Raw genomic sequence first — 20,905 nt, forward strand, 5'->3', positions numbered from 1 at the left:
GCCTCCGCGGCCCTCCCCGAGGCGCTACCTGCTCATACGAGCCGATCTGATCACACGACGAAGCCACAATGAAGGTCCGGTCGTCCGCACGGGATGAACCGTGATCCCGCCGCAACTGACCCAGGGACGGCGGTGCCGCAACTCTGAAGCAACAACGCTCCGGGCGGTCACACCACCAGGGCCGCGTGCAGTGCATGGAATGCTTCACGAAGTTCTGATGTGGCGATCGGATCGATCTCCATCTGCAAGTGACACACGGTGTCGTCGCCGTTGGGGGTCAGACGTACGAAGAAGGCGAAACCCTCCCCGACTGGCTCCGCGTTCAGCGTCAGCGGATTGTTGCGGCCCGGAGTCACCGCCGCCGAAAAGCGGACACCCGACGGAGTGCGCACATGAGTGAGCATCCGCGCTGCGAAGTCCATAGCTTCCGCAGCGCTGAGATCTGCGGTGAAGTCAGCCGTCAGGCAGGAGCTCCAGTCTGCGGTGATCTGCCAACTGTCCCCACAAGTGCGAGCCAGTTCCAGCCACACATCATCGCTGCCGAGGCGTATCCGCGGCTGTTCCATCGTCGCCCTCCGACATCCGTACCTGGGCTCAAGATCCTATGGGGCGGAACTCCGTCGTCGGAAGTGTTGCGGTCGCCCGACGCGGCGCCGTAGCGCCGTCCGACGTCGGCGGCGAGCCGCCACTCGTCGAGCACGGGCACCGCACCGAGGCCACGCCCGCAGCGCGGGAACCGCGGCCCGACCCGCTCCCCGACCGTTCTCCGACATGATCCCGGGCCATGACGCCCGCCGCTGACGATCTTCACCACCTCGGCCCGCACCAGCCCCGTCACCGCCCCGGGGCTCAACCGGTCCGCGGTCGTCCCGTCACCGAGTTGCCCGGCCCTCCCCGCTCCCCAGGCCAGAACCGTTGTGGCAGTGCTGCGCGGCGAACCCGCCATGGCTGTCCTCCAAGTCAGAGGTCGTCACGTCTCCGCACCAGCCTTTCGTTCCCGGTCCCCAAGATCGACCAGCCCCGCCGTGAGTCATTCGAAAGGGCGAGCCGCACAAGGCTGACCCGAAGGCCCTCGGGCTTTGAGCAGGCAGGGGTGGCCGCATCGGTGTCGTTGGCTTGCTGCTCTGGGCGGTGACGCGGCTGGAGCGAAACGGGCGCCCAGGGTACATGGTTCCCTGAATTCAGGATCTTGTGTACTGTCGGGGTGTGCCGACTGTTGCCTCCGACATCGAGGTGCTGGCCCGGTTCGGCCGCGCTCTCGCCGACCCGATCCGCTGCCGCATCCTGCTCGCCCTGCGTGAGGCGCCGGCCTACCCGGCCGACCTCGCCGACGCGCTCGGGATCTCCCGTACCCGGCTGTCGAACCACCTGGCGTGCCTGCGGGATTGCGGCCTGGTCGTCACCGTCCCCGACGGCCGCCGCACCCGCTATGAGCTGGCCGACGAACGCCTCGGCCATGCTCTGGACGATCTGCGCGCGGCCGTGGTGGCCGTGGAGAGCGACCGCACCTGCCCGGACGCCGCCGACAAGGGGTGCTGCTGACCATGGCCGCCGAGATCTCGATATCCCTCGGACTGTCCCCGGCCCGCCGCGAAGCACTCGCCAAGCGCATACGGCTGCTGGTCGCCGCGACCATCACCTACAACGTGATCGAGGCGATCGTCGCCCTCACCGCCGGCACGCTCGCCTCCTCCACCGCCCTGATCGGCTTCGGCCTCGACTCGATCATCGAGGTCTCCTCCGCCGCTGCGGTTGCCTGGCAGTTCTCCGCCCGCGACCACGCCGCCCGCGAAGCACGCGAGCAGCGCACCCTGCGGATCATCGCGGTCTCCTTCTTCGCCCTCGCGGCGTACATCACCTTCGACGCCGTCCGCGCGCTCACCGGCACCGGCGAGGCCGAACGCTCCATCCCCGGCATCGTCATCGCCGCTCTGTCCCTGGCGATCATGCCGTTCCTCTCAGCCGCCCAGCGCAAGGCCGGCCGCGAACTCGGCTCCGCCTCCGCCGTCGCCGACTCCAAGCAGACCCTGCTGTGCACGTACCTGTCCGCCGTCCTCCTGGTCGGCCTGGTCCTCAACGCCATCCTCGGCTGGTCCTGGGCCGACCCGATCGCCGCCCTGGTCATCGCCGCGATCGCGGTGAAGGAGGGCCGCGACGCCTGGCAAGGCAAGGGGTGCTGCGCACCTACAGCCCACACGCCGGCCTCCGTCGCAGCAGCGGCTGCGGCCGGGGCGGACGCGTGCGGCTGCAAGCCGGGCTGCGCCTGCTGCTCGTGAACATCTCGTTGCGGGATCCCGATCCCGCCACCCGCTCCGTCGATACTGACCGGGCGATCACGGAGCGGCGGGGGCAGCGGTGGAGTGGACGATCTGGGCGGGGTTCGCGGCCGGCCTGCTGATCTCGACGGTGACCGCGCCGGTCGGCGTGTCCGGGGCGGTCTTCCTCCTCCCCGTTCAGCTCAGCGTCCTCGGCGTGCCCAGCCCGGCGGTCACTCCGACGAACCTGCTGTTCAATGTGGTGGCCGGGCCAGGCGCACTGTGGCGCTACCGCCGTGACGGCGCTCTGCGCGGCGGCCTGGCCCGGCGCCTCGTCGCATGGACACTGCCCGGCGTCATCGCCGGCGCCGCTCTCCGCGTCTTCGCCCTCCCCAGCCCCGGCGTCTTCCGCATCCTGGTCGCCGCGCTCCTGCTGCCGCTCGGCGCGTGGCTGTGCCTGCGCACCCTGCGCCCCGCCCGGCCACGGGCGGACGCGGCCGAACCGTCGGCGCGCGTCCTCGCCGCTCTCGCCCTGGCGGTCGGGGTGGTCGGCGGGATCTACGGCATCGGCGGCGGTTCCCTGCTCGGGCCGATCCTTGCCGCCCGCGGCATGCCCATGGCCCGCATCGCACCGGCCACCCTCGCCGCCACCTTCACGACCTCCCTCGCCGGGGCCGCCGCGTACGCCGCGCTGGCCTTGGCGAGTCCCGGGCCCGTCGCGCCCGACTGGCGGCTGGGTCTGGCCTGCGGCGCCGGAGGGCTGATCGGCGGCTACCTCGGCGCACGGCTCCAGCCCCGCCTTCCCGAAACCGCGCTCCGGCTCCTGCTCGGCGCCCTCGCCTCCGCCCTCGGCGCGGTGTACGCCGCCCAGGCCCTGACCTGATCCCCAAGGCGGCCGGCTGAGGCGAGGAAGGACCCGCCAGCCCAAACCCGCGCGCTCGTCCATATCTGAGCGCCGCACACGATTCGGTTCCGGCGTCACCATGTCCGGGAATCCCCGAACCCGCGCGCTTCCGGTTGTACGAGTTCGATGCAGCTTTACCGCGAACTGCTCGCACTCGGCCACACCGGCGGTTACCACGTCGTGAACCGCTACGTGACCACCGTCAGGCAGGGCACCGTGATCCCCGCGCAGGCAGCGACTCCCAGCCCTCGCACCATCACGTCACGGATCATGCGCCCTCAAGAGGCACTCAGTCCCTCCGACACCGCTCAACTGGAAGCTGCAAGAAACGCCTGCCCAGAGATCACCACCGCCTGCGACTTCGCACGGGAGTTCACGGCCATGGTCCGCCACCGGCAAGGCCATCTGCTCCGAGGCTGGATCCGAAAGGCCGAGCTGAGCGGCCCCGCAGCCATAGGCGTCTTCGCCGACTCCATCCACCGGGACCCTCGACGCCGTCACCGCTGGCCTCTCCCTGCCCTACAGCTCCGGCGTCGTCGAGGGCCACGTCAACAGAATCAAAACGATCAAGCGCCAGATGTATGGCCGCGCCTCCTTCAACCTGCTCAAGGCCCGCATCCTCGTCCAACCGTAGCCATCACGGATGCGCGGTCAGAACCCGCCGGTAGGCCACTCTGAGCACCGCAGTTGGCCACTGCTTTCTCCCCGGCTGGAACGGGGAGAAAGCAGTGGGCGGATCAGCGGAGTGAGAAGGTCTCAGTGCTGGATCAGTAGTTCGCGCAGTAGTCGGAAGACGTTGGCGGTAGCCGAGACAGCAGCCGGAATCACACCCCACCAGGGCTTCGAGTTGCGCTGCTCCCTGTGCCGCGAGGTACCGTCAGGGGACACGATGCATCACCTCTCTTATGGTGATCTTCGGTGCCCGTCGGGGCGAGTCGAAGCTGTCCAGGCCGCTCGCGCCGACGGGCTTCTTGTTGCCCTCTATGGAATCAAGAGATCGGCGGTTCGCAAATTCGATCCAGGATTTCCAAGCATCGATTGGCTTGCCCCGCCCGGGGGGTGTGACCTGCGTTACTGACCCGGTGGTTGGTCAGGTCGGGGGCTCGGCAAACTCGACGGCCGACTCCTCCACGTCCTCCGTTCCGCGGCAGGCAGTTCCCGGACCAACAACGCAGCGGGCAGGAAGGGACCTGCCGGAACAGCCGCCCCGGTTGAGGCGGGCTCCATCTGCTACGTCAGCGTGGGCGCGACAGTGTGTGCGAGCGAGGGAACCGCTGAATCGATTCCGGCCACTTTCGGAGCGTGCGGTGCGTTCAGAGCGTCCGGCTTTCCGGCCAGTGCGTCTTGCTCGATAACATCGCAAACCCCCATGCCATTCTGCGCCGCTGGCAGGGTCGCCCCCATGTACACGCACCCACGAGGAGATGTCCAACATTGTCCTGCGGAGATTCCTGGCGTCCGTGGGGTTTCGGTAGGCCTCCTACTTGATAGCAAAGTTGGCTTAAAACCGCCTCGGGGTGCAGCATGCCCCAGCGGCTGCGGTCAGCGTGACCGACGGGAGGCCGGGAAGGCCTCTGCTGAGCGCAGAGTGGCCAACGGCACGTCAGCAAACTGCGAGACGATCAGGCGGACATCCCGCTCGAGTTCAGGGGACTCGCTCCAGACTTCGCGATCCATGCAGCGGCGATCTCCAACCTGGTCGTGAAGACGTCGCAGCTGATCGAGACCGGGATTCCTGCTTCGTGGCGTGTCCAGCAACCAGGCAAGACCCCACCGCTGGCGGGTCATAGCGCGGCCGTGAATCGGATGCCGCTGATGGGTAGTCTGCCAACACAGGGTGGGGGGAACGGTTGTGGTGAGGCTACGGGGGGCAGCGCTAGCCCTTACCGTCACGGTTGTTGTATCAACTGCGTTGCTGGCATTGGCCAGTAACGCGGCGACGGGGGACAATCGTTGGCCGGGCGTCCTGGACCAGTTGCGAGAGCACGCATGGCCCGCGGTCGCTGTGCTACTCGTCGTAGGTGTCGGCGCCTCGGTATTGCTGACTGCTGTCGCGAACCAAATCTCCGCCGCCGAGGAAGGCCCTCCAGCTCCCAGTCCGTCAGGCGTACCGGACTGGGTGATTGATCGCGTTCAGACGCAGCAGGCCATCGCTGCCATATGTGGTCGACTTCATGGGGCCATGCCTACCGTCACTGCCCTTGAAGGAGCGGGCGGGTTCGGCAAGACCACACTCGCGGACGTAGTGTGCGCCAACCGGAAGGTGCGGCGACGATTCCGCGGCCGGATCTACCGGGTCACCGTAGGACGGGATGTTCGTGGGCGCGCGGCGATCGCGGCCAAGGTAGGTGAGGTCACACGCTTCATCACAGGTAATGCCGAGGCGTTTGAGGACCCCGAGCTTGCCGGTGCACACCTGGGACGCCTTCTGCAGAAACGCCCGAGAATATTGCTCGTGCTCGACGACGTCTGGGACGCGGAGCAACTCAGGCCGTTCCTGATCGGCGGCGGGAATTGCATCCGGCTTGTCACTACACGCCGGCAGGATGTATGTCCTGGCACCGCCAGGCGCATCTTGGTTGACGAGATGTCCGCGCCAGAGGCTCGCAGAGTACTGACCAGGGACCTCGCGCCGTTGCCGCACGAGACCGTCGAGAGCCTCCTGGAAGCCACGGGTCATTGGCCACTACTACTGCGTCTCATCAACCGTGTGATATTCGCCGAAGCGACTCTGACCTGCGGAGAATCGGCTCGTGCGGCGGCAACCACGGCGGCAGGAGCGCGCGTATTGCAGCAGCTGAGCGAAACCGGTCCGACTGCCGTCGACGATCCGTGGGACCCTCCGGATCTGAACGACCCGGTACACCGGACCAAGGCTGTTCGGGCCACTATCGAGGCCGCCGTACAACTGTTGCCAGAAAACGGCGCGGAACGATTGACCGAACTATGCGTTTTCTCCACCGACGATGCTGTCCCGCTGTCATTGGTCGAAACGCTGTGGCGGAAACAGGCCGGGCTGAGCACCACCGAATCGCAGGCCCTGCTGCGAAGGATCACAAGTCTGTCCCTCGCGAACCCGGTCTACCAAGAGACAGGAGCACTGGCGCTGCACGACGTCGTGCGCGACTATCTGCGTGCAGAATTAGGCCCTGCGCACCTCACGCAGCTGCACGAGTCGCTCGTCGATGCCGTGGCCGGCCAAATGCCGTCCGCAAGCCAGCTCCTCCCGGATCGAGCCGCTCCCAGTAGATCGTGGTGGGCGGCGGAGCACGGCTACCTGCTCGATCACGTCATCGATCACCTTCTGGCGGCCGGGCGGAACGCCGAAGCCGAAGCCACCATCAGCGATATCCGCTGGATTGAAGCACGCCTCCTGCACCAGGGGCCTGCTGCGACGCAGAACGACTGCCTCCGAGTCGCCACCGAGTCATCGATACAGCGAAGCCGTGATATTGGCCGCATCGCGCACCTCTTGGCGCCGACCGACCCCCCAGAGGCTGTCGTCGGCATCCTTCACGAGCGCCTATTTCCCATCCCCGCTTGGCAAGACGAGATCACCGCGCGGCGTGCAGAACGCCTTGCTTCGGCCCTGATCGATGATGGAGACTTGCCTGATCTGCCTGATCCTTCCTCGGAACGCACTCTTCTGGGCCACACCGATCAGGTGCTCTCTCTGGCGTTTTCACCCGATGGCACACGGCTCGCCAGCGCGGGCGACGACGGCTTCATCCGTCTCTGGGACCTTGAATCAGGTAGCACCGCTCACGCCATCAAACTCAGATTCGGATCGCTCAACCGGATCCGAGTCCTGGCCTACTCGCCCGACGGAACCCAGCTGGCCGCCGCAGGGTCCTTCGGAGTCAGGCTCTGGGACCTGACGGCTTACACCGCCACCCGCTCCCTGCCCCGCCGCCACGCCGGCAAGACCCGTGACCTCGCGTATGCGCCGGACGGGACCCAACTCGCCACCGTCGGCCACGATGACAAGGTTCGGATCTGGAACCCGGCCACCGGCAAGATCACCGCTGTCCTCAGCGGACACACGGGCCGAGTCCGCGCACTGTCCTACACGCCCGACGGCCGGAAACTCGCCACCATCGCCGACGACGGAACGATGAGGGCCTGGGATCCCGTCACCGGAGCAACCCTCGCCGCAGCGCACGGAAGCGCCTGCAAACCTCGCTTCCTGGCCACCTCCAACTCGCATTACGTCGTCGCCGGAAACAGAACCCGTGAGGATCCGTTCGTAGAAATCCATCACAGAGCCACGGGCGAACTGGTGCACGAGATCCGTCTCGACTCCAGCAGACTGGAGGCAACGGCGTACTCGCCGGACGGCGCGCAACTGGCCACGGCGGGCGCTGACGGGACAGTGCGACTCTGGGAGACTGCTACGGGCGCCGCTGTCCATGGGGTGCACCGGCGCCTTGGCCGTGTAATGGCCCTGGCCTATTCCCCCGACGGAATGCGCCTCGCCAGCGCGGGAGCGGACAATGCGGTGCGCGTCTCGAATCCCCACGCCGACTCCAGCGAGTTGCGCTTCGCAGCCGCGCGGAGCCTCGACCTCTCACGGGACGGAAATCGAGCCGCCATCGCTCTCTCGGACAAAAGAGTATTGATCATTGAGACTGGCTCCGATGGGTGGCGCGACTACACGACGCGTAGCATTACCATTCCTGAACACGCCGTCTGGCGGCTTCCGGTCGCTGTGTCCCCGGACGGAGCCCATATCGCCACCGGTGGCGCCGAGGACCATGCCATCCGGATTCGGAACCAGCAGGCCGGCGACGTGACCGACACTCTCTCCGGACACAGGCGGAAAATTCGAGCGTTGGCGTACTCACCGGACGGGACTCAACTCGCTTCGGGTGCCAGCGACGGCGTGCGGCTCTGGCAGCTGGCCTCTGGGGCGTCCAAGCTTCGTCTCATAGGCGGTAACGTGTTGGCGTACGCCCCTGACGGGGACGAACTGGCCACTGCTGGCGGTTTCGGTCTCCTCGTCTATTTGTTGGATCCGGTCACCGGCCAGCGTAAAGGGCTCTATAAGCAGCCCGAGAGTGTGTGCGCGCTTGCGTACTCGCCCGACGGAGCCGAACTCGCTGCAGGTCTCGAGAACGGCCGGGTGATCGTACGGGACCGGACAACCGCCCACACCCAACTCCATTCCTTCGGCGCCCATGCCGCAGCAGTGAACGCTGTCTCGTACTCGCCCGACGGCCTCTACATAGCAACGGCCAGCGCAGACCTGTCCTTGCGGATTTGGGGCCGCCAAGGCACTCCGGTCACCATGACGCGAACCGAGCAGGCCCTCGAATCCCTGGCGTGGGTCGCGGACGCCTCCGGTCGCGTCATCATCGGCGGTGGTGGGGGCGGTTGGTACGTCTGGAAGTTCAAAGCAGTCAACACCCGCTAGGTGAGGGTTCGGTTCTCCGTTGCCCGTTTCATTTGATTCTGGATGTTCGCAACCCCGCCCCCTTGCGGCCGCACCCGAGCCGGCGGCAGCAGGGGCCTCACCAGCTCCCACAGTCCGTCCGGAACGATCCACCCCCACCGCCCCTCCCCATGACCAGTACAGCTGCTAACTGACCATGTAGGACACGGTCTTAGGGTTCGTGCCACGGGGCCGGGCTTCATCCCACCCCAGCCGCACCGCAGGGGGACCCCGATACGAAGTGTCGCAATCTCATCGGCGGTTTCGCTGTCGCCGCAACAGCAGCCGCCGCCCCCGGCAGCACAGGAACCCGTCGTATCGGCATGTGCGACGCCGGCCGCCTACAACAGCGCTTCGCCGAGGTCATCGCGAGTGACCACCGCCACGGCGGTCAACTCGGCATCGAGCAGCGCGCCGCCGCCCTCGCCGAGGAGGCGCTGAACCTATAGAACGCCGGCAGCGCCACTCAACGCGTGCGCAGTAGCTTGTACGGATGCGCTGCATCGTTCCGCTCCTCTGCGATGCGGGCAGCGATCGACGGCCGCCGCTACGGCGACGCGAAGGCACACGTGCGCGAGGCCCAGGCCCTCGCCGAGATGTCCGGAGACCAGGCCGTCAAGTTCTGCATCTGCCGCCATGCGGGGCCATGTACCGGTACGTCGGCCGTCCGGGGGAGGCCCTCGCCGCGAACGATGTCGCACGCAACCTGCGCTTCCTGGACAGACGTCAAGTGGCCATCCGGTCCCCCGCGGAGGCGCTGACGTGGGCCGCTGTCCGCAACCTCTGAGGGGCGCTACGCTGTTGGTACGGCCCCAGACCCCGGCAGTGATGCCCTTGTTCCGCTCCGGGGAGGCCCACCGTGTTCGTTCTGCTTCTCATCCTCGTCGTCATCTTGTTCGGCCTCGGCTTCCTCAACCCCATCTGGTGGGTGGCCGCGGCGGTGTTGGTCTTCGGTGCCAACCGTCACGGTCGCGATCGCGGGGGAGGCTGGATCCGTGACGACGGTTCCGATCTCGGGGGGTACCGGGACTACGAGAACCGCCGGGATCGTCAGGACCGCTGGGACCGTCGTTACAGCCGTCGCAACCGGGCGCGCTGGAGGCGCGAGGACCGTCGGGACCATGAACGCCGCGGGTGAGCGATGAAGTTGCCCGACATCCAGAGGCTCCGGGACGGCTTCAGCCACGCCGGACGCTCTGAAAATCGTGGAGAGGTAGATGCCATGCATCGCACAACCGTGCTCCCGGAGAATTGGTGGGATCTGGCAGTCGAGGCCGCGGCAGGGAACCCGGGAGGTCAGGATGTCGTCGCGCTGCGCGCCGAGAACGATCAACTGCGGCGGGCGCTGGCTGGCCGTGCGGTCATCGATCAAGCCTGCGGCATGGTGATGGTCCTGGCCCCATGCCGTCGTGGGACGGCCAGGGGTCTGCTCGTGGACATCGCGCGGCAGTGCAACACCAAGCTTCCGGAGGTGGCCGCGGCCATGGTCGCCGCCTGGGAAGGAGTGCCCCTCTCGTGGCCGATGCAGCAGGCGCTACGGCGTGCCCTGCGGCGGCTTTATGCGGAAGACCGGGGGTGCGGTTCACCACTGGCGGATGAGCGGTCCGGAAAGGGAAGGCCGTGATCCACGCAGCGGATGTCTGCGAGTGGCGAAACCGCGACATCGTGGACACCGATTCGCACAAGATCGATGTCTTGGGGACGGTCCATGCGGGCACCACCACCGACGAGCCAGCCGTGGCCACGGTACGGACTGACGACCCGGCACCGCCTCGCTGATGCATGGATACGGGTCCTCACCCTGGGCCGTTTCCGTGGACTGCTCCGCCGTCGCTGTCCATGCTGCGTAGTACAGCAGCAGCCTGGCCATGAAGTTGATCCACAGCACGTCGGCGACCGGCTCCGCCCGGCCAGCAGCTTGCGCTGGTCGAGGACGGCGCTGAGCGAGGCGGCGAGGCTCGGGACGATCAGCGTGGCCGCGCCGGTGCCGGGGACGGTGACGGTCTGTTCGTCCAGAGTGGTGAAGATGTCCTCGACGAGCCGCTCGGCCATCCTCGGCGCCTTCGGCCGTAACAGGGTGACCAGTCGGTGTCGGCCGGCTTCGCGGATCTGGGCCGGTGACCCGAACCGTTCCAGCAGCGTGAGGACGGCCGGGTGCTGGAGCCGAGGTCCCAGCACCCGTTCCGAGGAGGGGTGGATCTGGGTCAGCAGGCCGTTAAGCCGGTTCGCGATCCTGGTGGCTTCGCCGGCCAGGTCGTCGTCGATGCCCACGATCATCTCCAGCTCGGCGATCGTCTCGTCCTCGCCGACGATGGCCCGCAGGGTGTTGGGGCATCGCGCGGGCCGCGTCAGCGATGATGAACGCGTCCCTCGCGTCCGTCTTGGCCTCACCTACTGAAGAGCTCGTGGAGTTTGGGTTCGGTGGTGGGCAGGCGCTTGTCGAAGGCCTTCCTTCCGGCCGGGGTGACGGCGGTGGCGTGGTGTTCGCCCCTGCCGACGTCCAGGCCGAGGAAGACGACGATGTCGCCGGTGTCGATCACGCGCAGGCCCCTTCATCACGCTTTCGCCCGGCCCTGCCAGGGCATCGAGCTGCACATCCACGTTACGGAGAGCTCTTCCGGCTCGGGTGAAGCCGCTGCTCAAGCCCCTCATCAGCGGTCCGTCGATGCGTTCGGACCCGGTGACACCACCCCCGGATCATGAACAACAAGGGGGGAAGTCATGCCGGCCCCGAAGGCCGGAGGCCCCATTAACGGAGCCACGAAAAGGGTAACGGGGGGCTGAAAGCAGGGACCGCACCGTTCGGGAGTCACCATCGACGGGCGGATCTACCCTGGGACACGGGCGGCCGTATCACACCGCAAGAATCGAAGGACATCATGATCGTCCTCGGAATCACCCCGGGGATCCTGGGATCCGTCGGACACAAGGCCGCCGGACGGCGGCACTCCTGGAAGCAGCCCCTGCCCAGCTTGGGCAACAACCCGTTCTCGCACGACCCCCGACCCCGAGCACGCGTACAGCACGCGGCCGTCACAACCGTCCTGCCGCGCCTCCGGCACGCGCAACTCCGAACCGAGGCAGCACGCCATGGCCCTCTTCTACCTCCTGCTGATCGCCGCGATCGTGCTGGTCATCGTCGGTGCGACCGCCGAAGGCATGCTGTACTTGCTCTCCGCCGGGGTACTGCTCCTCATCGCCGACGTGCTCTACCGCGCCGTGAGATCGGTACTGCACCAGCGTCCGGCCCACTGACCCCGCCCCGCGCGCATCAGCCGCTGCTCCCTCGCGGGTGATTTCGCTGATGAGGCCGTGGCCGTCGGGACCGGCCACCATCAGTACCAGCACGACGGCTTCCCTGCTCCCTGCTCCCTGCGCTCAAGCGCGCCGGAGGGCGGCTCTTGTGCCGACGGCATTGGAACAAGTCTGGGTCTTCCGTGGATGCCGTCTCGTGCGTTCGCCATCTCGGCGATGTCTCAGGGCGCCAGGCCGGGGAGGGGTTCGGAGCCGTCGATGAAGACGCGGGCCAGGTCGGACAGGCGCCGGTTGTGGGCGCGGGCGTAGCCGCGAAGGGCGGTGAAAGCCTCTTCCATGTCGATGCCCTGGCGTTCGGCGAGTTTGCCCTTGGCCTGTTCGATCAGCACGCGGCTGTTCAGGGCGGCCTGCAGCTGTTCGTTGAGGACAGTGCTGCGCTGGCTGGAACGTTGTTGCAGCAGGCTGATGGTGGCGACGTCGGCCAGCGCCTGGGCGATGAGGGTGCCGGCCGGGTCGAACGGGCCGGGGGCGACGCGGAAGAGGTTCAGGGCGCCCACGGTTTCGTCCCGCAGGCGCATGGGCAAGGCCTGGACCGCCTCGAATCCGCTGCGGTGGGCCGCCGTGACGAAGCGCGGCCAGCGGTCGGCCTCCCGGGTCAGGTCGGGGATGATCACAGGCGTGCCGGTGCGGAAGCACTCCAGGCAGGGGCCTTCGTCGTTCTGGAGCTGGAAGAGTTCCAGCAGCCGCACATGTTCGTTGGAGGCGGCCATGACGCGGAGTTTGCCGTCCCGGTCGGCGAGCAGCACCCCGGCGGCGCTCGCGTCGAGCATGCCGACGCAGCGGTCGGTCAGCAGGCGCAGGAAATCGATGAGGTCGAAGTCGGCGACCAGGTTGTCCGCCAGCTCGACGAAGGTCTTGGCCAGGAGCTGCTGATTCATCGTGACACCCTCGATTGAGACTAGTCCCGCCGGGAAGGGGCGGGAAGCGCAGCACGTTCATCGGATGGCACCGGTGCATCAGTCTTCCTCGCCGGTATGGTCCGGCTCCGTCTCCGGGGAGAAGCGGAGTCGGTGGGCCACCACGTCGGCGGCCACGTCGGCGAGCCGGTGCCCTTGCGTATAGGCGTGGGCGCGGAGCCGGACGAAGGCTTCTTCGATGCCGACGCCGAGTTGGACGGTAAGAATGCCGGTGGCCTGGTCGATTTCCGCCCGGTATCCGCCCAGGTCCTCCAAACCACGGTCCGGTAATGGTTCGCTGGCCGGCGCGCCCGTCTCGTAGATCTGTGTATCGAGCAGGAGCAGCGTCGCGAGATCGGCGAAAGCCAGCGCGTCGGCCAGCTCCTCCGCGTCCAGCACGGTCGGCACATTGGCGTACAGGTCCAGAACCCCCGGGCTGATCGCTCCCATCTGCAAGGGGAAGGCGAAGACCGCGCGTGCTCCGGCTTCCAGGGCCGCGTCGGCGAACACGGTCCAGCGGTCTGGCGGTGCTCCGGTCAGCAGATCGGACGCAAGGACGGCCGAGCCCTGTGTGAAGGCATCCACGCAGGGCCCCTCGCCCAGTGTGAGCTGAAGCTCCTCCAGCTGGGCGCTGATGTCGTCGGTGCTGCACAACGGATGGCTCGCTGCGGACCTCGACATCGCCGACAGCCCCGCCCCACCGACCGGCAGCGCGGCCACGGCCGCGGTGCACACATCGGCCACGTCGACACGGGCGCCGCGTCGGGCCGCTTGCGCGGCGACCAGCGTCTGGATGCGGGCCGACCGGCTGTCGGACCTCACCCGGGCCACCGGGTCCAGTCATCGCGGACAAGTCCCGCCAGCCTCGCCGCGGTTCTTTCCCCGAGGGGGAGTACCAGAGCCCGGAACGTGGGGGGTTCCGTCGGCCGCCAGACCTCTCCCATGCCCAGCCATCCCCAGGAGCGAAGCGCAGCCAGGGTCGGGTGGTCGTTCTGATTCACCAAGGTGACGCCGACGGACGCTTGGTGGGCGCGCAGCAGCCGCTCCTGCAACCGGCAGGCCACGTCCTCGTCGTGCGGGTACGGGCTGACCAGGATGCCGGTGATCGCGAAGACGGCCCCGGAGGGGATGCGTTGCTCGATGTTCAGTGGCAATGCTGCGTCGAAACCGAGCCGCCAGAAGCCGTCGCTGTGCACAGGAAATCCGATGGCGCATTCCGCCAGGCTGTCGGTCTCCGCGATCACCATGGCGAAGGTCGGCCGCCGGATGTCGCCGGTGAGACAGTTGAGGTAGTCCTGGTGACTGCGGCTGCGGTATGCCTCAGGGTCGGACGCTTTGTGGGAGTCTACGTATAGATGTGCCAGCTCCCCGGCCGGGCCCTGCGCCATCCATCGGTTGACCCGACGCAATCGCACCGCGTCCACGGCGGACGAGTCGGCATGGGGCTTGTGCAGCTGCCCCCACATGGGCTGCCCGCTCACCGCACATCGCCCGAGAGGGCGGGTGCCGGCGCAACAGTGCGATGCGGCAGAGCGGCTGGGGCCGGGACATCCCCGGGAGGAGGTGGCAGGGGCCTGGACGGAACGCCAAGGAGCAGAAACCTGGAACCGGTGAGGTCGAGGAGCAGACCCAGTGTGGGTGGCGGATGGTGCAGTCGCAGGGTCCCACCTGTCATGGTGGTCTGCTGTGCAGCGTCGAGGAAGGCGTTGAGGCCGCTGCAGTCGCAGAAGGTGACGGGGGCGAGGTCGACATCGATGGTGCGCATGCCGTCGTGCAGACACCGCCTCAGTGAGGCGCGCACCAACGGTGCCGATTCCAGGTCGATCTCACCAGCGAGGGTGATCTGCGCCCGGTAGCTTCGGTCTTGACGGTATACGGTGAGCTGTGGGACGGGCATGACGCCTCAGTTCGGAAGACCATCCGGCAACGCACGCGGTGACGCCGGGGTTTCGGGTCCCCTTGGCGCGCTGTCGGCAGGGGCGTACGTTCGGCGGAGGTGGAGCAACGGCCGGTCCGTCAGCCTGTGCGACAGGTAAGAGGATCCACCCAGTTCCCTCCAGGGATGCGCCGGGTGACGGACGAAAGGTCCGCTTCCGGCAGCCATCTGTGTCGAACAACGACAAGCCGCCGGGGTCTGGGACGTCCTACAGCAGCATAGTCCCCAACCCGGTGCGAAGGACGGCCCGAAGCCGCCCAGAATGCTGTGGACGACGCGAAAGCGCACTGGCGCGCGTATATCGGTTGCCGTGCACGGTACTTGGGCTGCGGCACGGCAGCGGCGGTCTCGTATTTGGCAGTCCGCCGACTGCGCGAGTAGGTGGCTCCGCGTGACGGAGCCGGACGGTTCAACTCCGGTGAAGCCCGACCCCGATGAGCCCGTGCCGGCGTGGGCACGGATGCTGCGCTGGCGGCATGGCGAACGGGCCTCAGCAACCGCCGGGGACGCTCCGACGGCGCCGGACCTCGCTGCTGCTCGATCCGGCTGTAGTAGTCGGCCGACATCCCGGCCGGCGCCGCCACCTCCTCGCGCCGCAGCCCGCCGGTGCGGCGCCGCTGGCCGCGGGGAAGCCCGACATCCTCCGGCTGCAACGCCTCACGACGTGGGACCGAGAGGACCGCCTCGAGGAAGTTCCCGGTGCCGACCTGCTGGGAATGCCAAGTCTGACTCCTGCGCTGAGTCCCGTACATGCAGAAGAAGTAGGGCGGGTCGCCGCTGGAAGCGGTCCGGTTGCCGACGCTCCCGTCACACCGGGCGTAGTTCTCCATGGTGATGTAGTCGCTGCCGCTGACAGCGACGGGCGTCGCGAAAAGGTAAGAGACATAGTCGTCGCCGTAGGCCCTGCGGTGCTCCTCCTGCTCGGCGGTTCCGTAGGCGACGGTCGTGATCGGGATGCCGAGCTTCGGCGTCAGATATTCGTTGACGTCGAGCTTCTTCAGCGCCTTCTTCATCTCGTCGGGATACTCCTCCAGGTACTGCTGGTAGGTCCCGCTCAGCTCGTGGGACCACTTCGTGAAGGCCGCTACGTCGCCCTTGCCCGCCTTCTTCTTCGCGTCCTTCTGTGCCTTGGCGTGCCGGCTCGACTTCTCCACCCGATCGAGGAGCGCCACCAGCGTGTCCTCCCACTCCTGGATGCCCTGGATGCTCGCGCCCTTAGCCCCGCTGACGGACTCGGCCATCTCGTTGCACCGTTGGGGCGTCCTGACGTCCGTGCCCTGCTGCTTCCTGTCCGGCACCGAGGGGATGACCTGGTGGAGGGTGACCTCGGACTTGCCGGCCCTGGCGATCTTCAGGTTGCGACTGGTGGCGACGAGGCGGACCCGCCCCTTCTGCCTCGTGTTGGCCGCATCGATGTGTGTGTCGGTGGCGATGAAGCACTTGAACGGACCGGAGGACGGCGTCTAGCGCACGCCGCCTCCGACGCCCGGGGCATGTACGTCGGCCAGTGCGGTGGCCAGGGACCGCCAGACGTGGGTGGCCAGATCGAGGTTGTGGGCGTCCGTCGCCTGCTGCCCGAGGCGGCGCAGGGCCGCGACGCCCTGGTCGACCCGGCCCTCCATGATCATCAGACGGCCCTCCAGGACCGCCAGCCGTACCCGGTCCCCGTGCGGCAGCCGGAGTTCGCCGTCCGGTGGCAACGCGCCGCACAGCGTCCGGGCCTCGTCCAACCGGCCCTGGTGGAAGGCGAGATGGGCCCGCAGGGCGCGTACCTCCTGCAACTGGATCGGGGTGCCGATGAGTTCGAGGACCACGTCGGCCTCGCCGAGCCACCGCTCCGCCGCCGCCACGCACGGCGGTGACATCTGGAGCGCGGCGGCCGTCGCCGCCGTACGCAGCCGGGTCCACAGGATCAGGTCGTCGCCGCCCCGGAGCAGTGCCAGCGCCGCCTCCAGCCGGGACCGGGCGGTCCGGTGGTCGCCCCGCCGATCGGCGACCACCGATGCGGTCCACAACGCCTCGGCGGCCGGCTGGGGAGCGGCCGTGGGCAGCAACTCGCTCTCCAGTTCGCGTACATGGCGCTCGGCCGCTTCCAGTCGGCCGAGGCCGGTCTCGACGGCGATCAGGACCGTCTGCGCGGCCATGACGTCGGCGGTCGGCAGCCCCTCGGCGCGTGCGACGGCGAGCGCGGTGACGGCGACCGGTTCCGCCGCCCGTGCCTTGCCCAGGGCGACCAGACAGCGCGCGTACTGCACGTGGGACCGCACCCGGAGGTCGGGTGCCGCGATCAGTTCGCTCAGTTCGATCAGCTCGCGCAGATGACCGCGCTCCCGCTCGAAGTCTCCCTGGCCGCCGCGGATCCGGCCGAGCAGCCACAGCGCCTGCCAGCGGCCGACGGGGTCGTCGTGCTCGTCGTCGCGCACCGCCTGGAGGAGGGCGGTGGCGCTGTCCGTGCCCGGCGGTGCCGAGGTCGCGGCGGCGAGCGCGCGGCTCAGGCAACCGCCCGCGCGCGGCTCGGTCAACGCGGCGACGTCCACGCCGAGTTGCTGTGCCAGGTAGCTGACGGTCCGTCCGGTCGGTCGGCGTTCGCCCGACTCCAGACGGGAGAGGTATCCGGTGGACATGCCCTCACCGACGACCGCAGCCTGGCTCAAGCCCCGCTCGAGCCTGAGCTTCCTCAGCTGCCGGCCGAAGTGCGGCTGCTCAAGCATTTCGCCCTCTGATCCCCTGAGGTCCTTTTGAGTCTTCTGATCGGCCCGTGTTTCCGAGGCCACGTCCGGAAGTTGCCCATACTTTAGGGAGGCTTGGCAATGGGGGCAACATGGTTGCGCACGCGAGGTTTCTCCTGTCATTTGCCATGGCTCCCTGTGTACCGAGTTTCGGAACGACCGGGCGGAGGATCCAGGTGGCTGAAATTGCCCCATGGCCAAAAGAGTTGGCAATGGACATGCCTGGATAGGCAAACACTTGCCAGGCGGGTTGTCCGGCCATAGCCTCCGAGTTGCCGACCTGATGTGATATCGCCCCGATCCGGTGGCGACCGCGCGAAAGTGACATGCTGACAACGTTGTCTCGCGGGGTTGCCGGAAAGGGCGGGCTGCATCGAAACCCCCATGTACAGAGGGAAAGACGGTATGTCCGTGGTGACCACAAGCATCACCGCCTCATCCACCACCGTCGTCAAGGCGGGCGCCGGCGTCAACCGCCGCCGCACCTACACGGCCCATGTATGTCCGAAGGGCATGACGATCACGGCCGCGGAAGCCGATTTCGCGGCACAGTTCGGGGCGAGCCCCGGCGAGATATGCGACCGCACGCTGAGCGATCTGCTCCGGGCGGGCACGCCCGAGTTGCTGCGTCACCGTTTCACCGACCTTTCCGAGGGCCGCACGAGCTGGTTCACCGAGCGGGTGGCCGGTCGGCACGACAGCGGCCGTGTCTTCGCCGCCGACCTGACGGCGATAGCGGTCACCGGCGCGACCGGGCCGGCCGGACTGGTCCTCCTGCTGAGCCCCCTGGGGGCGGCGGGCGAGCCGTACCCCCGCGAACTGACGCTCAGCGAACTCGACGTGCGGGTCCTGGAGGGCGTGGCGGGTGGTGCGTCGACCGTGCAGTTGGCCGGCCGCCTGTACCTGAGCCGTCAGGGCGTCGAGTACCGCGTGCGCCTGTTGCTGCGCCGTTTCGACGCTCCCAACCGGCCCGCCCTGGTGGCCCGCGCCCACGCGCTCGGGCTGTTCGCGCCGGGTCAGTGGCCCCCACGGGTACTGCCGGAACTCATCGAGTAACGGGCACGACGGGGGACACGGCGGGCGGTGGCCGTCGGCGGGACGATCCCGTCGGCGGCCACCGTTGCGTCCGTCCCGGGACTCGGCGGGCCGTGCGCCCGTCGGCGGGCGAGGTCCGGTGCGTGCACCGTCGGGCACCTGCTCGAAGCGCTCGGGGAATACCGGCCGTTCTCGTGCGGCGTGCCCCGGGGCTCCGGGCGGAGGCGGAGTGCGGGCGTGCCGAGCGGCGCGCCCGGACAACCGCCGCCCGCCGGGCCTTCAGGGCCCTTCTCCCCGGTCCCGCCGAGGGGCGCGGCGTCGGCAGGCGCCTCCGCCGCGTCGCGGTCACGCCCGGGCACTCCGCCCGGACTGCCTCCTCCGCCTCGCGTCCGCGCGCGGCGGATCCGGCTCGGGCCGGCCGGAAGGCAATGCCTCCGGGCGCGGCAGGATCCACAGGACGGGGCTCAAGCCGCCGAGGGCTGCCAGGCCTCCCGGAAGCGCAGTCGGGCGCGGTGCAGCCGGGACCGTACGGTGCCCACCGGCAGTGACAGGACACGTGCCATCTCCTCCTCGTTGAGGCCGTAGGCGCGCAGGGTGAGGACCTGCCGGTGGGACATGGACAGCCGGTCCAGTACATCGCTGATGTGCACGGCGTCCAGCGGGTTCGCCTCCTGCCCCGGCTCGACCCGCTGGTACGGCCCCTCCTCACCGGCCCGCTTCAGCGTGCGCACGGCCTCGCGGACCGTCACCGAACGCACCCAGCCGTAGAACGCGGTCGGCTCCCGCAGCGTGCGCAGACCCCGGTAGACGGCGAGGAGCGCCTCCTGGGTGGCGTCCGCGCCGTCGTCGTGCGTGATGGACCGGCACAGTCGTGCGACGTAGGGGACGATCCCGGTCAGCAGTTGGTTCATGGCCTGTTCGTCGCCCGCCTGGGCGCGCGGCAGCAGCGCCAGGGGCGTGGGGATGTCGCTGACGTTGTTCATGTCGGCGCAGGGCTCCTTACGGTGGCCGGTGAGGTGCGGTGCGGTGGGGCGCCTCAGCCCGCCGCCGTGGGGACGGGCTCGACGGCGGCGCAGGCGTCGAGCACCGCACCGACCCCGTCGCGGAAGGCCCGGACGAACTCCGGGCTGAAACATGCGGTGAAGTACGGGAACTCGATGGCCAGCCGTCCCTCGAACGAGACGACACAAGCCATCACCGGGCTGCGTCCGGCCGCCGGGAAGTACTGCTCCCGGGCGGGCACCAGCCGGACGTCGGTGACCTCCAGACCCTCCGGCAGCCGGGGCCCCGGGACGACGCCCATGTTCGTGGCGATCACCGTCGCCAGTTGCAGCGTGGGGTTGCGCGGGATCTCGGGCGTGATCCGCATCTCGTGGTAAGGGCCGTCACCCGCGACGAAGTCGCCGAGCCGGGAGTGGACGGTGCGGGCCAGCTCGACCGGGTCCGACTCCGGTGCGACGTCCAGGGCCTGGAGGTGGCTGGTCACGGCGGGCACCATCACCAGGGCGGGCAGCGGCGGTGACAGCCGCGAGCGCAGATCGACGGGGGAGAGGCAGCGCAGGGCACGCGGCTCGCCGCCGGGCAGACGCCGGCGCGCCGTCGTGAGCAGGGCCGCGGCGACCAGGGCGTGCACGGTCACGCCCGCCGTGCGGGCGGTGCGGCGCAGCCGGCCGGTGCGCTCCTCGTCCAGCGTCAGCCGGCACACCTCGATACGGCCCTCGACGGCGGACGGCTCCGTGACGTCGTACGCCACCAACTCCGCCGGGTGCCGGCGCGCTTCGTCCACGCGCCGTTCCAGGTACGCGGACGTCGCCGCCTCGTCCACTGCGGGCAGCAACTCGCTCACGGGCACCGCCCAGCCGGGGACGCCGTCCGCGGCGCCGGGCCGCTCCTCGCCCTCGGCCAGCGCCCGGTAGCGTTCCCAGATCTCGTTGTGCAGGGCGATGCCGCTGTGTCCGTCGACGACGGTGTGGTCCACCGAGAGCACGAACAGGTGGCCGTCTCCCTCGGGCGCGCTCACCAGGACCGCCCGGCTCAGGGGCCCGCCGACGGACAGCGGCGTGTTCAGCTCCGTGGCGTAGGCGTCCTCGGCGGCGCCGGTCCGGGTGCTCAGCCGGGGGCGCGCGGTCTCGTCCAGCAGGTCCAGCGCGAAGCCCTCGCCGTCCGGCACGATACGGGTCCGCAGCGCCGGATGCGCCTCGGTGACCGCGTCGAACGCGGCCGACAGCACCTCGATGTCGAGACGGCCGCGCAGGGTGCAGGAGAGCACCGCTCGGCTTCGCTGCCCGACGTACAGCGTCTCTACCGGACACAACGCACGGCGCATGACCCAGGCCCTCTTTTCGTCCGCTCATTCCCGGAAGCCGCGCGCCGACCATCGGCCGGCGCCGCGGATCCGGCTCAA

The 20,905-nt window shown here is 68.6% G+C and carries 17 protein-coding genes and 5 pseudogenes; 10 read left to right on the forward strand and 12 right to left on the reverse strand.

Going from position 1 to position 20,905, the window contains the following annotated elements; translation table 11 throughout:
• Positions 1 to 167: 167 nt before the first annotated feature.
• Positions 168 to 566: a hypothetical protein gene (locus ASD48_RS44910; protein WP_057604930.1), complete on the reverse strand. Its 399-nt coding sequence runs from the start codon at positions 564 to 566 to the stop codon at positions 168 to 170.
• The gene (locus ASD48_RS45705) at positions 461 to 946 is read right to left on the reverse strand and encodes an RCC1 domain-containing protein (RefSeq protein ID WP_079074060.1); all 486 of its coding nucleotides are present in this window, start codon (positions 944 to 946) and stop codon (positions 461 to 463) included. The genes ASD48_RS44910 and ASD48_RS45705 overlap by 106 nt, the downstream gene beginning before the upstream one ends.
• Before the next feature lie 260 nt (positions 947 to 1,206).
• On the opposite strand from ASD48_RS45705, the gene ASD48_RS30260 reads away from it, so the two are divergent.
• The 4 genes and pseudogenes from ASD48_RS30260 to ASD48_RS43790 form a co-directional block, all read left to right on the forward strand.
• Complete coding sequence (locus ASD48_RS30260; RefSeq protein ID WP_057604931.1) at positions 1,207 to 1,542, forward strand: metalloregulator ArsR/SmtB family transcription factor; 336 nt, start codon at positions 1,207 to 1,209, stop codon at positions 1,540 to 1,542.
• Between the two features lie 2 nt (positions 1,543 to 1,544).
• Complete coding sequence (locus tag ASD48_RS30265) at positions 1,545 to 2,276, forward strand: cation transporter (protein WP_057605061.1); 732 nt, start codon at positions 1,545 to 1,547, stop codon at positions 2,274 to 2,276.
• 79 nt (positions 2,277 to 2,355) lie between these two features.
• Positions 2,356 to 3,138, forward strand: a complete 783-nt coding sequence (locus ASD48_RS30270; protein ID WP_057604932.1) for a sulfite exporter TauE/SafE family protein — start codon at positions 2,356 to 2,358, stop codon at positions 3,136 to 3,138.
• Between the two features lie 529 nt (positions 3,139 to 3,667).
• Positions 3,668 to 3,793 (forward strand): annotated as a pseudogene (locus tag ASD48_RS43790) (transposase); the annotation flags it as partial.
• Between the two features lie 608 nt (positions 3,794 to 4,401).
• Here the strand turns inward: ASD48_RS43790 and ASD48_RS45710 are convergent.
• A pseudogene (locus ASD48_RS45710) lies at positions 4,402 to 4,594 on the reverse strand (phosphatase); the annotation flags it as partial.
• Between the two features lie 684 nt (positions 4,595 to 5,278).
• Here ASD48_RS45710 and ASD48_RS30275 point away from each other — a divergent pair.
• From ASD48_RS30275 to ASD48_RS45720, 4 genes and pseudogenes are all read left to right on the forward strand, one after another.
• The gene (locus ASD48_RS30275) at positions 5,279 to 8,572 is read left to right on the forward strand and encodes an NB-ARC domain-containing protein (RefSeq protein ID WP_282438354.1); all 3,294 of its coding nucleotides are present in this window, start codon (positions 5,279 to 5,281) and stop codon (positions 8,570 to 8,572) included.
• A 199-nt stretch (positions 8,573 to 8,771) separates the two neighbouring features.
• A pseudogene (locus ASD48_RS30280) lies at positions 8,772 to 9,299 on the forward strand (XRE family transcriptional regulator); the annotation flags it as partial.
• Positions 9,300 to 9,449: 150 nt separating this feature from the next.
• The gene (locus ASD48_RS30285) at positions 9,450 to 9,728 is read left to right on the forward strand and encodes a hypothetical protein (protein ID WP_057604934.1); all 279 of its coding nucleotides are present in this window, start codon (positions 9,450 to 9,452) and stop codon (positions 9,726 to 9,728) included.
• A 249-nt stretch (positions 9,729 to 9,977) separates the two neighbouring features.
• Positions 9,978 to 10,214 (forward strand): hypothetical protein, encoded by a 237-nt coding sequence (locus tag ASD48_RS45720; protein WP_242432785.1) that lies wholly within the window; start codon positions 9,978 to 9,980, stop codon positions 10,212 to 10,214.
• Positions 10,215 to 10,507: 293 nt separating this feature from the next.
• Here the strand turns inward: ASD48_RS45720 and ASD48_RS30295 are convergent.
• Positions 10,508 to 11,130: pseudogene (locus ASD48_RS30295) on the reverse strand (transposase); the annotation flags it as partial.
• Positions 11,131 to 11,680: 550 nt separating this feature from the next.
• Here ASD48_RS30295 and ASD48_RS44915 point away from each other — a divergent pair.
• The gene (locus tag ASD48_RS44915) at positions 11,681 to 11,845 is read left to right on the forward strand and encodes a hypothetical protein (protein WP_199876025.1); all 165 of its coding nucleotides are present in this window, start codon (positions 11,681 to 11,683) and stop codon (positions 11,843 to 11,845) included.
• 221 nt (positions 11,846 to 12,066) lie between these two features.
• Here ASD48_RS44915 and ASD48_RS30300 read toward each other — a convergent pair whose 3' ends face one another.
• The 6 genes and pseudogenes from ASD48_RS30300 to ASD48_RS30330 form a co-directional block, all read right to left on the reverse strand.
• The gene (locus tag ASD48_RS30300; RefSeq protein ID WP_057604935.1) at positions 12,067 to 12,783 is read right to left on the reverse strand and encodes a GAF and ANTAR domain-containing protein; all 717 of its coding nucleotides are present in this window, start codon (positions 12,781 to 12,783) and stop codon (positions 12,067 to 12,069) included.
• Between the two features lie 78 nt (positions 12,784 to 12,861).
• Entirely contained in the window at positions 12,862 to 13,632 is a 771-nt protein-coding gene (locus tag ASD48_RS30305) for a GAF and ANTAR domain-containing protein (protein WP_242432772.1), read from the reverse strand.
• Positions 13,620 to 14,282, reverse strand: coding sequence for a hypothetical protein (locus ASD48_RS30310; RefSeq protein ID WP_242432773.1), 663 nt, complete (start codon positions 14,280 to 14,282; stop codon positions 13,620 to 13,622). Before ASD48_RS30310 ends, ASD48_RS30305 begins: the two co-directional genes overlap by 13 nt.
• Positions 14,279 to 14,698: an STAS domain-containing protein gene (locus ASD48_RS30315; RefSeq protein WP_057604937.1), complete on the reverse strand. Its 420-nt coding sequence runs from the start codon at positions 14,696 to 14,698 to the stop codon at positions 14,279 to 14,281. Before ASD48_RS30315 ends, ASD48_RS30310 begins: the two co-directional genes overlap by 4 nt.
• A gap of 548 nt (positions 14,699 to 15,246) precedes the next feature.
• Positions 15,247 to 15,390: pseudogene (locus ASD48_RS45725) on the reverse strand (helix-turn-helix transcriptional regulator); the annotation flags it as partial.
• 810 nt (positions 15,391 to 16,200) lie between these two features.
• The gene (locus tag ASD48_RS30330; protein WP_057604940.1) at positions 16,201 to 17,448 is read right to left on the reverse strand and encodes a helix-turn-helix domain-containing protein; all 1,248 of its coding nucleotides are present in this window, start codon (positions 17,446 to 17,448) and stop codon (positions 16,201 to 16,203) included.
• A gap of 423 nt (positions 17,449 to 17,871) precedes the next feature.
• On the opposite strand from ASD48_RS30330, the gene ASD48_RS30335 reads away from it, so the two are divergent.
• The gene (locus ASD48_RS30335) at positions 17,872 to 18,522 is read left to right on the forward strand and encodes a LuxR family transcriptional regulator (protein ID WP_057604941.1); all 651 of its coding nucleotides are present in this window, start codon (positions 17,872 to 17,874) and stop codon (positions 18,520 to 18,522) included.
• A 443-nt stretch (positions 18,523 to 18,965) separates the two neighbouring features.
• On the opposite strand, the gene ASD48_RS30340 is transcribed toward ASD48_RS30335, so the two are convergent.
• Both ASD48_RS30340 and ASD48_RS30345 read right to left on the reverse strand, forming a co-directional pair.
• The gene (locus ASD48_RS30340; protein WP_057604942.1) at positions 18,966 to 19,484 is read right to left on the reverse strand and encodes an RNA polymerase sigma factor; all 519 of its coding nucleotides are present in this window, start codon (positions 19,482 to 19,484) and stop codon (positions 18,966 to 18,968) included.
• A 53-nt stretch (positions 19,485 to 19,537) separates the two neighbouring features.
• On the reverse strand, positions 19,538 to 20,827 hold the full coding sequence (locus tag ASD48_RS30345; protein WP_057604943.1) for a condensation domain-containing protein: 1,290 nt from the start codon (positions 20,825 to 20,827) through the stop codon (positions 19,538 to 19,540).
• Positions 20,828 to 20,905 lie beyond the last annotated feature (78 nt).

The organism is Streptomyces sp. Root1310, assembly GCF_001426425.1.
Classification (GTDB): domain Bacteria; phylum Actinomycetota; class Actinomycetes; order Streptomycetales; family Streptomycetaceae; genus Streptomyces.

Coding starts and splice junctions, on each gene's coding strand:
- ASD48_RS44910 (WP_057604930.1), bottom strand. CDS start 566: ATGGAACAGCCGCGGATACGCCTCGGCAGCGATGATGTGTGGCTGGAA.
- ASD48_RS45705 (WP_079074060.1), bottom strand. CDS start 946: ATGGCGGGTTCGCCGCGCAGCACTGCCACAACGGTTCTGGCCTGGGGA.
- ASD48_RS30265 (WP_057605061.1), top strand. CDS start 1,545: ATGGCCGCCGAGATCTCGATATCCCTCGGACTGTCCCCGGCCCGCCGC.
- ASD48_RS45720 (WP_242432785.1), top strand. CDS start 9,978: ATGGTCCTGGCCCCATGCCGTCGTGGGACGGCCAGGGGTCTGCTCGTG.
- ASD48_RS44915 (WP_199876025.1), top strand. CDS start 11,681: ATGGCCCTCTTCTACCTCCTGCTGATCGCCGCGATCGTGCTGGTCATC.
- ASD48_RS30300 (WP_057604935.1), bottom strand. CDS start 12,783: ATGAATCAGCAGCTCCTGGCCAAGACCTTCGTCGAGCTGGCGGACAAC.
- ASD48_RS30315 (WP_057604937.1), bottom strand. CDS start 14,698: ATGCCCGTCCCACAGCTCACCGTATACCGTCAAGACCGAAGCTACCGG.
- ASD48_RS30330 (WP_057604940.1), bottom strand. CDS start 17,448: ATGCTTGAGCAGCCGCACTTCGGCCGGCAGCTGAGGAAGCTCAGGCTC.
- ASD48_RS30335 (WP_057604941.1), top strand. CDS start 17,872: ATGTCCGTGGTGACCACAAGCATCACCGCCTCATCCACCACCGTCGTC.
- ASD48_RS30340 (WP_057604942.1), bottom strand. CDS start 19,484: ATGAACAACGTCAGCGACATCCCCACGCCCCTGGCGCTGCTGCCGCGC.
- ASD48_RS30345 (WP_057604943.1), bottom strand. CDS start 20,827: ATGCGCCGTGCGTTGTGTCCGGTAGAGACGCTGTACGTCGGGCAGCGA.